Below are 14,077 nucleotides of genomic sequence, written 5' to 3' on the forward strand. Positions count from 1 at the left end.
TAGTGTTGCAGCCTCACGCGATGCTGCTGTCGTCAAAGCAGGCACTGAATTAAATCTCAATGAGAACACCCAACTCTCTCTGGGATATAACGGTGTGTTATCAACCAGCCATAAAGATAACGGCGTATTCCTGAATGTTAATTGGCGGTTCTGATAAGTCATAAATAGAAATACGTAAGAAATTGACAGTAAAAATTATCTCTCTTTTCTACGATAAAACTCACTGCTGATAAACATTGGCAGTGAGTTTTCATTTTTATCAGTGTCGGGTTCTATGTACAGGCGATAATACAAATCACCTCGGTAGTCATAAGTAATGATTAAATATGATAATGGATTCAAGTCATTGAAACATACAAAGGAGAAAAATTATGACTTATCGTAAAGCCCTATTAATCAGTTTGCTATCTGTTTCGGCAGGTTCAAACGCTTTGGTTCTAAATAATACAGAAGCTAATCCGACCGTGCCTTTCGTCACAGCAAATGATAATGGTGCTCCATTGATGAAATCAACCGACCCTGGTGCTGAGAAATACAGAACTGTCGGCAAGTTTATGGGCTACTCACATTGTACTGCAACCTTGATTTCTGGTGAAAATACGCCAGATAGCAATACACCCGCATTGATTCTGACAGCAGGCCACTGCGTTGACAGCAATGTTGGAACAAATGATGTGATAGTTGATCAGCCGGCAGGCTCACATTGGGAATATACTCCGGATTATTTCATCGATAAAAAAGATAATCTTAGCCCGATAAAAGTCAGCCGGGTTCTATATTCAACGATGAAAAAAGAAGATATCGCGGTTTTACAATTGGATGCGACTTATGGCGATTTAGCTAAAAAAGGCTATCACCCTATGAAGCTGACGAAAAACCTTGATATGAAAAATCAACCCATCGTATTGACGCATATTCCTGTTGATAATGTTGATTACAACTACGCTTATCTCAGAAAATCTGAGTGTAATATCACCGGGAAATCACCTGTGTTATATGAAGGGGGAGCACCGTGGATCTGGTCACCCGTCTTCTCAGTGAATTGTGCAGGTGTTGTCGGCGGAACGTCTGGTTCACCAGTCTTTGAGAAAGACAAGACAAACGTTATTGGTGTTCTCAATACGACAACAACACCGGGAATGACCGGATGTGGTTCCAGCAGACCTTGTATTATTGAAGACAATAAGGGAGTGCCGGAAGAAGGTGCCAGTTATTTCATTCCTGTCGACAACATCGCTAACGCACTCACCAAAGATAGCAAGCTAGATCTGTCCAAGCTCCAGAATAATAGCGGTAACATCGTGGAGAGAAGTAATCCTTGGTCATCTTGGATATCTCAAAGTGTCGATCCAATGAATGGCGAAAAAGCAAAATGGGATATCATTATCAAAGAAGATGCTGATGCCAAAAATATTCGCTATAAAACTGGGAAGATTAATGATGTAAATTGTGCGGCTGAGGCTGGATATAGTGCTTCCACTCCTGTTGACCAAAATCCACTGCTGGACATGCTTCTTCCTAAGAAAGATGGGATCTACAAGCTCTGTGTTATTCACCAGAATAAAGCCGGCCAATGGCAAAACACAAAAGACGCTTCCGTAGTACTGCGGGAAATTGATAATACACCACCTACCATTAAACCTACTTTGAACATAAAAGATTATGGTGGCGATAAGTGGTTTATCACGGTGGCTTCTGCGCCTTATGAGTTAACAGCCGCGTATGTTAAATATGGCCCAAAAGCAGAGACTAATTGTGATGATAAAGACGGTTACAGCCCATTCTGGAGACCAATCACGTTAGAAAAATCTAAAGCTCCGTGGCGCATGTGCACATACGGTGAAGATATGGCACGGAATGCAGGGCCCGTTGACATTCATGAAATTAAATAATTACTTATCCAATTACTTTTATAATTGTTAATTAAATTTTAAGAAACGGGTTAGTTGAAAACACTAACCCGCTTTTTTTGCTACCGGCAATGCAATAAACTTCTTCACTTATTTTTCCTGACAATAAAGATCATTTCTTCCGCTCGTTCGTGGTAAACATCCCCTTGCCAGCTGCCCAACACATTCGTTGCAATTAAGTTTGCTTCAGCGATCGCGTGCTGAATGTCAGTAAAATCAGGAAACGCAATGGTTGAAAAGGCCTGATATACCTGTTTATCGTTTAAGGTCTGGTAGTAAGTCCCATAAGTAACGGCATTATTGTTTATGCGAAAATCATTCCATGCCAATACCGGGCCTAAAGTTGGGTGAGAAAATTCACGTTGAGAATCCTTTTCTGTCCAAGTCAGCCATTCTTTGGTTAAAGGGTTACGGCTGTCAAAAATGCACAACCCCCCTTCTGTCAAATGTTGGTAAATACATTTAAGTACAGCGACTCGTTCTTGATGGGTTAAAAACACCTGAAATGCATGGCCGGATAAAATGATTAAGTCGAATTTTTGGGATAATGATAGATTTTTAGCATCAGATTTTATCCACGTAATTTGTTTTCCTGCTGGTTTTGATTTGGCAATGTCCAGCATGGAACCCGCAATATCATTACCGAATATCATTTTATCGGGATAAGTCAGGGCAATTTGATTTGTTAACTTACCTGTGCCACAGCCGATATCTAAAATAGAATGAGCTTTGCTGGCAAGTTCTAGGTAATAGTCATAACTCGGTGCCCACTCGTCGTTGTCAAAATCATAAAATTGAGCTAAATTACTATCTTGATAGAGCCTGTCAATAATCATGTCTAATCACCCTTAACATTACTTAAATCCCCTCTCCAGCATTTGTTGCAAGCTAAATATTATTTCAGCATGACTGAGCAATATTAACACGATTGCCTAATTATCCACCACCAATCCAATTTCTCTGATTTATCCTATTTCTTTAGAGGAGGCCTTACTATGCCGACACGGGCTAAGTTACCCCAAATACTGACAAATAATCCTTCATGTAAAACCATTTCACCAATCATTCTGCCTGTTTTTTCATTTATCGTGTTTTTTATTGGCGCGACAGAATTTATGTTATCTCCGATGTTAAAACCATTAACTGAAGCATTTAATACCACAATGGAAAAAGCAGCTTGGTTGATATCGGGTTATGCCTTGGCGTATGCATTGGCTGCGCCTATTTTGGGTTGGCTGTCTGATAGGATAAATCGACATAAATTGTTCTTGGTATCTTTGCTATTTCTTTCGTTTGATGGATTGGCGCTGACTATTGCCCCCAATTTGGCAATCGCTATTGGATTACGTGTATTTGGTGGTATTGCTTCCGCCGCTTTAGTACCACTCATTTTTTCGCTTATTGCGGATATTTTTCCGCCTCACAAACAAGCGCCTGCAATGGGAGTCGTTATGTTGGGGATGACGGCAGGAATAGTTGGTGGCCCTATATTTGCGGGCGTATTAACAGAGTTATTTAATTGGCGGTTGCCATTCTGGATAAGTGCAATAGGATATTTTTTACTCTATTTATTGAGTAGAAATGCCATTTCAATTCCGGTTCAAAATAACACTCGGAATAAATACCCCGCCTTGGCTTTTCAATGGATGCGACAAGGAATTTTAGTTCGCCCCCTTATTGCTAAAGGACTCTGGAATGGTACTGCGGTAACCTCATTTATCTTATCCGGTGAAGTGCTGAGACGATATTATGATCTGACAACGGGAGAGATTGGGATTTCCGTTTCTGTCTTTGGGATCGGGCTTGGTCTTGGAAATTTTGCCACTCGCTTCGTGAGATATTTTGATATTAAGGATGAACGGATACTGTTATTGGCAATAGTGTTCATGTTCATTATCAGCACAGTATTCATGCTAATGCCCATATCACTCTTTTTCAGCCTCGGTTGCTTAACGTTGTGGGGAAGTTCGCTTGGTATTGCTGCACCAATTAGCACATCCATTTTGGCAAACCGGGCAAAACACGATAAAGGCCAGGTATTGGCCGTTTCAGAAAGTTTGAATAACCTGACAATTCTGTTCCTTCTCCCCATTTACACCCTGCTGCTGACACAATATAGCGTTGCAATTGCGGTTATCATACCCGCAATCTGTTTCATCATCGGAATTGGGTTGATATGCAAAGATGCCATAAGTGACAACGTAACAAAATAAAGAGCTTGGGAAATACCCAAGCTCACTAAGACTAAGTTAATTCAATGAATGGGACATAAAGATTTGATACAAATCGCGCTTTCTTTTCTTCTTCGTCTACTAATTGGTTTAGTTTTTTCACAAAGATAGCCTGAAGTTGTTGCCAAAACTCTTCGAAATGTTCTTCATTACGCAAGCTATATGTCATTACTGCTGCACGTAATACATAAATGCGATGAACTTTTTCCCATTCATTGCGGCTGAACCCACAGTTTTCAGCATAGAGCCATGGCGTATCGCCATATTCTTTATAATCCAAGATCGTTGATGAGGTAATAAAATCGTTGGTATATGCACGGCCTGTCGAATAGGAGCAAAGCTCATAAAGCCGTTTGTTAAGCTCGTTATGATTATTCAGGCTATTATTGCCTACCTCTTTGAATGTGAAATTAATCATATGGAAGTCGGGAGATGGCATGGTGTGCACTTCAAACCGATGCTTGCCTACTTCTATCGGTGGCAGATTGCCTAACTTATCCAATAATCTTTGGGCTGTAACAATTCCGGCAGCAATGACTTTTCCATACCCATTCACATTTAACGGCAATAAACGATGGGCCGCCCAAAGTGCCGCTGCCGTTGCTCCAGCCTTTGAACCTTCCATAATAGATGAACCTAATATGCTTTTATTAAATGTGGACTCATGACTGTCGAAATTTTCAAATACATAAGCCGCCTTGGATGAAATTAAATCGAGAATACGTTTATCTTTCATGCAGATGGCACCAGCAGCATATTGGATAAAGCCAACTTTGTGAGGATCGATGGTAATTGAATCAACTTCTTTCATTGCTTTGAAGCTATTGTACGTTTCAGGTTTTGGCCAACTGATATTTTCCGGCATTACCCCCGCAGCGTAATGATAATTGGCTAAATCATGGTATTCGACAAACTCACCTTGTTCGTCCAGCAGCATACTACAAGCATATCCTGCATAAGCGGCATCAACATGAATGTAGAATGACTGTCCGTAACGTTCTTCGCACTCTTTCCTTAATGCGACAACTTCATCAATTTGATCTATCGCCCCAACTTCGGTTGTTCCAACAACGGCAACCATTGCTAAAATTGACTCACCTTTTTCAATTAAATCAAAGGTCACACTCCGCATGTGTTCAACATCAGTCTGATAGTGTTCATTTACAGGCAATGAAACAATATTGTCTTGGCCAATGCCGAAAATATCAGCCGCTTTCATCCAAGAGTAATGTTTAGACTGCGGAACCAGCAGCTTGCCCAATATTTCGGGTCTTACTCCAGTGCCGCGGCATGTCATGTCACGTATCTCTTCAAAAACACCATGTTCTTGCAATGCACTGATTAGATCTAGAATTTCAGCAGTTGGCATATTTCTCAACTGCTCGGGTAATTTATGGCTGATCAGGTGTTTTACTTGCGGATGCTGAGATATTGCAAAAGGTAATGTTTTTAAATTTCGGGCAACCCACATCCCTTCGTAGTTAGCGACCGTTCCGCCGGATGTGATGTGCCCCCATGCTTTCTTCGTGTCATAGCCAAACATCCGGCAAAGATCCAACCCACATTCGAGTTCCAATTCGGTAGTTGTAGGTGAGGCTTCGTAACTACAATTATTTGGGTTGTACATCATAGCCATAACGTAGGCTAGATTAGAAACCATCAAAGTATCGCTGTTAATGTGCCCAAGGTAGCGGGGAGAAAAAAAAGGAATTGACGTGTTTTTCAGTTTTGCTGATAGCTGGTTTAAGATCCCTTCTGTCCGATACAGTGTTTCTCTGTAGTTATGCTCATGGCGATCTACGGATGTAATCAACGCAGAATCACCAGGATGAAACCCAGAACGCCAGTGCATATGTTCACTGACGGCATAATCCATCATTTCCCTAAAAAAAACAGCATTTTCTGATTTCGGGCCTAGAAACAATGCATCGATATTCAAATTCTGAAATGATCTGCTCATAATCCCCAACCTTTTAACTTATTTTTTGTATCTTCAATAATTTCATGAAGCTTTTAATAATTTATTTTCTGTTGTTGTACTAATGATGTAACTATTTCAGAGATGATGAACTAATTTTTATAACACTATGAATAAAAATAATTAATTTTTTTACTGGTGAATAATTAAACCTAGTAAAAGAAAACATCATCAAAATGAAACATAGATACAACGTATAATTATCAGAAAATTGATAATAAGTTAACAAGTTGAGTTGGATTTGTGCGTTACCCCAAACAATTCTGAAAATCCAATGATAAACAGACATGAAATTTTTAATATGGAACTATAAATAGCGCTGTTTTTTTTCAGAAAGCTCTTCTATTTTAGGGCAGCCGGAATGACTTTAGGGCAAACGCATCAAACAGCCAAAGTGGCCTTGATGTCTTGGGGTATGTGCACTTTTGTGTACTGTTTTTTCTATTTTTGCAATATCTGATTCGTAAATTAAAAATCTAGACTGCAGATCCTGTAATTCTGCCAGTTTCTCCTTTGGAGGCAGAAAAGAGTATCGGATGCTATTAAATACAATCTTTTTGATATCTGTATATGACGGCTTGTAATTTATGGCAAAAATTAAAAATTCATGCGTTAAGTCACTGCGAGAAACCCCCGGATCATCACTTGATATTACAAAAGGCACGCCATAGCGTTGATAAAGTTTTATTGGGTGCGCTTTCCCTTTAACGCCTAGAATAAAGTCATTACTCGTTAGGTTAATTTCAATAGGAATGTCCTTTTCTCTCAGCGCTTGCAGTAATGTTAATGCGTTCGTTTCCATAGCAACATCAACTCCGTGACCGATTCGATTTGCCCCTGCGATATCTACAGCATATCGAATATGATTTGCCAGACCTTCTGGTGGAATCATTCCGCTAACCAATTCCCCTGCATGCAAAGATATGTGAACATCAGGGAAAAGTCTTTTTAGATAGCGAAACATCAGCATATACAGCTTATAGTCACGCATTGCGATATAGCCATCTTCCGGGCCGACAATATTCACGCAGACAATTTTTTTACTGGCATGTGCCGCCGAAAATGCCGAATATAAACTTGAAAATACGGTAGCACGTGGCGTATTACGAACGGCATAGGATTGGAGCCGAATACGAAATTTATCATCGTCCATCCCTGATATCGCTGCTTCTTCAGTTTGGATATAATCATAAATCCCCTTCGCAACTAGTGAGTCTTTGGCCATGAAGTCCGCATAGGGTTTCAGCGCTGCGAAAACGCGATTTTCATCGGCATCCGGATCTAACGCATCAAGCGCTTTAGCCAGATCTGGATACTGAAAAGAAGGTGCTTTTTTTAACATTATTTCCAGATACTGAACATTTTCATATTTGGCGCGTTTTTTTAATTGGGCGATCCCATCCATTAGAATTTGTTGTGATAACGGCCTTAAATAATTAAAGGTGTCAAAAAACTGTTGGTCCGGCGCCTTTTGCGTATGATAATGGCTATAGAAGTCTTTGTTTGACCACGCCGCTAACAATTTTCGGTAGAAGGCATTATTTGCGATAACCGCATATTTATCGAGACAAAATGGCCGATTCTCTTGTGGAATCTGATTTTTTCTGCGTGTTTCTATTTGAAAAATTTCGATGTTAAGTTTTGGGTCAGATCTATCATAAATGCAGTATTTCTTATTACCAACCCAGTCAAGGTAAGTCTCTGCATAGATTGCACCAGAATAGTGAATATGGATATCCCCGCCTTTGGGCATCATTTTCAATGCCATCGTTAACTCTGCAATATCCGGATCATTGGTTTTAATTAGATGATTAAAAAAGTGTACAGTCGCTGTTTCATGCTCCTTAGCTAAAGCAGTATTGACATCATCATCATTGGCCCTACAAGGAAATAACATCAATAAAATAATGACAAGAGGTATGACATTCATAACCTTTTTCCCTGTTCTTGATTCAGTGCAACCCCGTTATAAACGAAATAATGTGATTGGTTTGGAATTAAAAAACTCCAAACCAATTAGATGTTATATGATTTTATATTTACCTCGAATATCCCTGACCTGAGATTTTAATTGCCCACATCCACCCAGAATCTCAGTGCCATCGCTGATATCTAATATGCATTTAAAACCTTCTTTAGTCAGTTCATTATAGAAAAAAGACATATTTTTTGATGGATTTAACGTTATTCCATTTATGTCACTCACTTCATTTAAGTATTTAAGTTTGATAGTGAATATATTTTTATCTACCAGATCTTTTAAGCGTGCTAAATCTTCACTTGAATCATTAATTCCATCCAACATTAAATAATTAACAATGATAGGAGTCCCCGTATGGTTATGATATGTCGAAAAATGTTCAAGAAGATCTGTGACGCCAAATTTTGCTTTAGATGGAATTAACATATCACGCAATTCATCGGTCGTTGCATGGAGAGAAATAGAAACAGTATCAAGCGGAATATCATATAGCTTATCTCCGGAGTGACGAATGCCAACCGTTGTTAATGTCACCCTCTCTGTTAAAGCTTGCCTTCTAAATTCTGATATTGCTCCACTAATTTCTTTTAAATTAAGCATGGGTTCCCCCATTCCAGCAAATAGTATCGTATTGAGATTTTGGCTATCCTCTAAGGCGCCTGAATGTGATAAGTGCTCACGGCATAATACAACTTGCTGAACTATTTGTTCTGTCGTCATATTTCCTAATGGTTGTTGTCTTCCTGTTTCGCAGAACACACACCCTACAGCACAACCATATTGGCTAGATATACAAAGATAAGGTACATGTTGATTTGTATGTAAAAAGTAAGTCGATTCAACACTTTTTCTTAAATCTAAATCATTTGCCGATAGCAAATATTTCTTGGAACCATTTGGTGATTCTACTACTTCGCTAATTTTCATTTAGACATTCTCTCAATATGGTGCAACATGGCGATCTATATCTGAAACTCCACACATTTTAGGATTTGCAAGAGGCTGATCTAATTGCAGAACTTTTTGATATTTTTTGACTGGAGCAGTGAATAATTGGTGGATTTTATCTATATCTAATTTGGAAAGATAACCATTGCTAATACCCTAATAACTTTCTTAAACGGTAATTGTGGTAGGAAAAATAAGTTATTCAGAATATAAGCACCAAATTTTACTTGAATGAGCATGGCAGTGATTGACATAAATAACCTCACCAGCGTTTTAAATGAAACGGAAAGTCGAAAGTCTTTATTTGGGTTTTGTCGTTTTTATCCGGTTATAAATTTAATCATCAATATTTTTGATTCGCATCGTTATTGTCTTTATTTTGTGATTTACGTCACAAAATGACAGCGGTAATTATTATTTCCATATTTATAAAAGTAGGAGTTATTATTATTTATGATTCCAATTAATCTTATGTTTTTAAGTTAATTAGAAATATTTTATTAATGTGATGACTTGCTTTCTGCTTTTAAAGAAATAGCAATGTTACATTATTACTTGTTATGATTGGGGTTTAGTCTGATTTTGTTAATTTACGCTGTGTTATTTATTCCATAAAGTGAAATGAATAATACAGTATTTATAAATTAAAAGAAGCTTGAAAAAACAATCAAGCTCCATGAGATTAAATTTATATGTATCAATTAGTTGATGTTTTGTGGCGAATGTTTAGTCTATATTTTATTAATTAATAAATGATTGTATAAGGGCCGTAAATTAGTCATGATTTATCCCCTTTGTCTTTCAAGTTGCCTTGCTGTTGGCTGCGTTCATTCACCCCGATCACCGTTTTCGATTATCTATGCTCCCGGAAGTGACAGGAAGACTCCTGCCTTTCACCGGAGCCCAGCCTTTGCCGCCGTGATGCAACTCGAAATCCATTGGGTATAATTTAACTATGGGGTGAAATCACCAATCAAACATTGCACATAATGAAAAAAGTATATTGGTTAACCAATTCAGCAACAAACATGAGGACTGTACCGGCAAGAATAGCACTATGATTTTTAATCAATAAGTTATCTCTTCCCTTCCACAAAGCATAGATCCACATTGTCATTGCAATAATGTACAGACACCAAGAAAGCATTCTTAACCCAAAGGCACTTTTGATATTAAGCCCAGTTTGGTGTGGAAAAATAACATTCGTATCAATTGCGGTAACCTCTGCCAGCCATCCCATATAAGCAGGATGTTCAATGAGCCTCGTCGTCACACTGATAAAAACCACAAACAACGCTGTTGTTACTAGCTTGACAGGCAACTTCCCTTTAATGCAGTTTTTAAGCGGGCAGCCAATAAATGACAGAGCTAACGCCGGCCCCAGTGTAAATACTGCGCTATAGAACAAAAAATAAGTATTAACGTTTGCCCATGTGTTCATTGCACTATTAACGGAAATAATCGTTACATAATAGAGATCAATTAGCCCAACAACACCAATGGCCAATAATGCATACGCATTTATCTGTTTGCTGATTGCTACATAAGATGTGTATAAAACAACCATCCCAAAGTAAGCTGCGGCAAAGGCTGTTTCGATGTTTACCCATTCCTGCGTGACGTTATGCAATGATTGATAAACGCTGATTGATGGATAACTCAGAACATTAACAGAAGCCATCAGCCCAATTCCAGCCAATAGCCCACTTGTCAATAACGCTCTTAATAAGATTTTGTGTACAAAATTAACAATTGAACTCCGCCAAGTGTTCAATTCATACTTAAACCAGTAAATAAAAAGTGCACTCATCAATACAAGCCCTACAGAGCTTTGTACTATCATTGTAAATGCAATTAACAACCACTCACTCATGTCAACTCTAGTCCATTTATCTGCAACCAAACAACATCACCGATGCATATTATATCCATATTTTATTAATTCAATTTCAGTTTGATTGATATGTTATATCGAAAGGTTAAAATTTTACGCAATTTACGCGCTAATCCAAAAAAATTTTCACTTTTTTTTCGTTGATGATGATAAATACCGTAACTAATGCGAGTATCTTGCTCTTATCAGAGCTACCTAAATATGTTAAATTTACGCATATCAATCACTTCTAATGAGCATCCCTATGATCCCGGAAAAACGTATCATTCGTCGGATTCAATCTGGTGGTTGCGCAATTCATTGTCAGGATTGTAGCATCAGCCAACTATGCATCCCTTTCACCTTAAATGAACATGAGCTCGATCAGCTTGATAATATCATTGAGCGCAAAAAGCCTATCCAGAAGGGCCAAACTTTATTTAAGGCAGGTGATGCTCTGAAGTCACTCTATGCAATCCGTTCTGGAACTATCAAAAGTTATACTATCACTGAAGAAGGTGATGAACAGATTACAGGTTTCCATCTTGCGGGTGACTTGGTTGGGTTTGATGCCATCATTAATACTGAACACCCAAGTTTTGCTCAAGCCTTGGAAACTTCAATGGTTTGTGAAATTCCATTTGAAACGTTGGATGATCTCTCTGGTAAAATGCCTAATCTCCGCCAGCAAATGATGCGCTTGATGAGTGGCGAAATCAAAGGTGATCAAGAAATGATTTTGCTGCTGTCTAAAAAAAATGCGGAAGAAAGACTGGCGGCATTTATCTACAATCTGTCACGCCGTTTTGCGCAACGGGGTTTTTCGCCTCGTGAATTCCGTTTAACCATGACTCGCGGAGACATCGGGAACTACCTCGGTTTGACGGTTGAAACCATCAGCCGCCTTCTTGGTCGTTTCCAGAAAAATGGCATTTTAGCAGTAAAAGGTAAATATATCGGGGTCGAAGATATGGCCAAATTAACTGAATTAGCCGGTAAAAGTCCTGCCAACGTTTCCTGACATTATCTAAATTTTAAGCCAGATCACTATATTTTACCGATCTGGCTTCTCCTTACCCTGTTATAGTTATCTATATTGGTTTATCTTCTGTATGAAAGAGGTATCACAAACTCTGTGAGGAACTCAATATGGCTAACTATCAAAATCTCTTAGTTGCAATTGACCCTAATCAGGATGATCAACCCGCCCTAAGGCGTGCAGTTTATATTGTGCAACGCAATGGTGGCAGGATAAAAGCATTCTTACCTATTTACGATCTTTCATATGAGATGACCACGTTGCTCTCTCCAGAAGAAAGAAATGCTATGCGTAAGGGAGTGATTGGTCAAAGAGTGGCTTGGATAAAACAACAAGCCCACTATTATCTTGAATCAGGCATTGATATTGAAATTAAAGTGGTCTGGCATAATCGTCCTTATGAAGCCATCATTCAGGAAGTTATCGCTGGTGAGCATGACTTGCTATTAAAAATGGCACATCAGCATTCCCGATTAGAATCAATAATTTTTACTCCCCTTGACTGGCATCTGTTACGCAAATGTCCTTGCCCTGTCTGGATGGTAAAAGATCAAATATGGCCTGAAAACGGCTCCGCTGTTGTTGCCGTTAACTTGTCTAATGAAGAACCTTATCATCACGAACTTAATTTGAAGTTAGTACGTGAAACACAAGAAATTGCCAACCGAATTGTTAAAGAACCACTAATTCATCTTGTCAGCGCTTACCCAGTAGCGCCTTTAAACATTGCAACTGAACTGCCTGATTTCGATCCAAATGTGTATAACCAAGCATTGCGGGGTCAACATTTGATTGCCATGAAAGAATTACGGCAAAAGTTTGGTATTGATGAGAAACAGACTCATGTTCATGAAGGGGTACCGGAAAAAGTTATCCCTGAAACATGTGATGAATTAAATACTGGGGTCGTAGTTCTGGGTATTCTTGGCCGGACTGGATTATCCGCTGCATTTCTTGGCAATACTGCCGAACATGTTATTGATCGGCTAAAGTGTGATCTTTTGGCAATCAAACCTGATGGGTTCATCTGCCCTATCCATTTAAATGAAGAGTAATAAATTCAATACACGATGAAATGATAACGATGGTGATGACTGATAATTTGATTGCCCGAGGTTAGTTCGGGCAATCTTGTATATCCATTATTTTACTTTTTGGCTTATTTTAAATTCTCAATTTTAACTTTCCCTTTTTCACGGAAAATAATCGCTAAACCCAATATAATTGCAAACATGCCAACAATACTTAATCTTGATAAGCTGTTACCCAAGAATAAATAATCCATAATTGCGGTTACGCCCGGAACCAGATAAAACAAGCTGGTGACATTAACCAAATTCCCTGCACTTATCAGTCTATAAAGCAGTAATTGGGCCACGACAGAAATCACTAATCCCAACCATAATGCAGGAATAAAAAAGCCAACAACAGGTTCAATATGAAACGGTTTAAATGGAATAAATAATAAGCATGCCAGCAAGCTAACACCATATTGTAAAGGGAGGACTTCAGAAGGAGATTGTTTAATTTGTTTTTGAAAAATAGCACCTATGCTCATGCAACCGAGTGCCGCTAAAGCAAAAAAAGTTCCGGTAAAGGAAAATTTCGTTAGTACCAACCCTTGAAATACAACGAGTATTAATCCCATTAAAGCTAATAATAACCCTATTAAACGGCGGGCCGAAAACCGCCTTTCCATTACCCAAAGTGTAATGATGGGTTGGATCCCCATAATTGTTGCTAAGATACCGGGAGTTATTCCATGTTCTAATGCAAGAAAATAAAAAATGGAATACCCACCAATGATCAATAAACCAATGCCGGCAACTTTTTTGATATTTCCCGGCGCAGGGAGATAACGTTTTCTAAATATGCAGAGTAAGGACAAACATAGAAATGCAATACTAAAACGCACAGTCAAAATAGCGAAAGCAGAACTATGATCAAGCCCCCATCGAGAAAAGATGGCACCACTACTCCATAATAAAACGAAAAGTGTTGTTGAGCCGTATGTACTCCAAAATATTTTTGAGTTCATAACCAAGTATGCCTGTTATTGTTGTTGTAAATTAAACAGCTTATAGCTCAATAAATAAACGACTAATAAACCAACTGGA

11 protein-coding genes are annotated in these 14,077 nt (G+C 38.6%); 5 read left to right on the forward strand and 6 right to left on the reverse strand.

Annotated features, from left to right (window positions below):
- Both FE392_RS21335 and FE392_RS15130 read left to right on the forward strand, forming a co-directional pair.
- On the forward strand, positions 1–154 hold a 154-nt coding region (locus tag FE392_RS21335; protein WP_369292875.1), incomplete at its 5' end, for an autotransporter outer membrane beta-barrel domain-containing protein.
- Positions 155–371: 217 nt separating this feature from the next.
- Positions 372–1,892 carry a trypsin-like serine peptidase gene (locus tag FE392_RS15130; protein WP_319931051.1) on the forward strand — a complete coding sequence of 507 codons (1,521 nt, stop codon included), beginning with the start codon at positions 372–374 and terminating at the stop codon, positions 1,890–1,892.
- A gap of 104 nt (positions 1,893–1,996) precedes the next feature.
- On the opposite strand, the gene FE392_RS15135 is transcribed toward FE392_RS15130, so the two are convergent.
- Positions 1,997–2,746: a class I SAM-dependent methyltransferase gene (locus FE392_RS15135; protein ID WP_319931052.1), complete on the reverse strand. Its 750-nt coding sequence runs from the start codon at positions 2,744–2,746 to the stop codon at positions 1,997–1,999.
- Positions 2,747–2,905: 159 nt separating this feature from the next.
- Here FE392_RS15135 and FE392_RS15140 point away from each other — a divergent pair, with 159 nt between their 5' ends.
- Positions 2,906–4,123 (forward strand): MFS transporter, encoded by a 1,218-nt coding sequence (locus FE392_RS15140; protein WP_319931053.1) that lies wholly within the window; start codon positions 2,906–2,908, stop codon positions 4,121–4,123.
- A gap of 31 nt (positions 4,124–4,154) precedes the next feature.
- On the opposite strand, the gene FE392_RS15145 is transcribed toward FE392_RS15140, so the two are convergent.
- The 4 genes from FE392_RS15145 to FE392_RS15160 form a co-directional block, all read right to left on the reverse strand.
- Complete coding sequence (locus FE392_RS15145) at positions 4,155–6,101, reverse strand: pyridoxal phosphate-dependent decarboxylase family protein (protein ID WP_319931054.1); 1,947 nt, start codon at positions 6,099–6,101, stop codon at positions 4,155–4,157.
- Positions 6,102–6,486: 385 nt separating this feature from the next.
- Positions 6,487–8,049, reverse strand: coding sequence for an adenosine deaminase family protein (locus FE392_RS15150; RefSeq protein ID WP_319931055.1), 1,563 nt, complete (start codon positions 8,047–8,049; stop codon positions 6,487–6,489).
- A 93-nt stretch (positions 8,050–8,142) separates the two neighbouring features.
- Positions 8,143–9,027 (reverse strand): radical SAM protein, encoded by an 885-nt coding sequence (locus FE392_RS15155; protein WP_319931056.1) that lies wholly within the window; start codon positions 9,025–9,027, stop codon positions 8,143–8,145.
- A gap of 994 nt (positions 9,028–10,021) precedes the next feature.
- Positions 10,022–10,951: a dimethyl sulfoxide reductase anchor subunit family protein gene (locus FE392_RS15160; protein WP_319931057.1), complete on the reverse strand. Its 930-nt coding sequence runs from the start codon at positions 10,949–10,951 to the stop codon at positions 10,022–10,024.
- 235 nt (positions 10,952–11,186) lie between these two features.
- On the opposite strand from FE392_RS15160, the gene fnr reads away from it, so the two are divergent.
- Both fnr and uspE read left to right on the forward strand, forming a co-directional pair.
- Positions 11,187–11,942, forward strand: a complete 756-nt coding sequence (gene fnr, locus FE392_RS15165) for a fumarate/nitrate reduction transcriptional regulator Fnr (protein WP_319931058.1) — start codon at positions 11,187–11,189, stop codon at positions 11,940–11,942.
- A 128-nt stretch (positions 11,943–12,070) separates the two neighbouring features.
- Complete coding sequence (uspE, locus tag FE392_RS15170) at positions 12,071–13,015, forward strand: universal stress protein UspE (protein ID WP_319931059.1); 945 nt, start codon at positions 12,071–12,073, stop codon at positions 13,013–13,015.
- A 104-nt stretch (positions 13,016–13,119) separates the two neighbouring features.
- Here the strand turns inward: uspE and FE392_RS15175 are convergent, their stop codons facing one another.
- Positions 13,120–13,998, reverse strand: a complete 879-nt coding sequence (locus tag FE392_RS15175; RefSeq protein ID WP_319931060.1) for a DMT family transporter — start codon at positions 13,996–13,998, stop codon at positions 13,120–13,122.
- Between the last annotated feature and the right edge of the window lie 79 nt (positions 13,999–14,077).

Origin of the sequence: Xenorhabdus santafensis (genome assembly GCF_033949405.1) — a bacterium.
Classification (GTDB): Bacteria; Pseudomonadota; Gammaproteobacteria; order Enterobacterales; family Enterobacteriaceae; genus Xenorhabdus; species Xenorhabdus santafensis.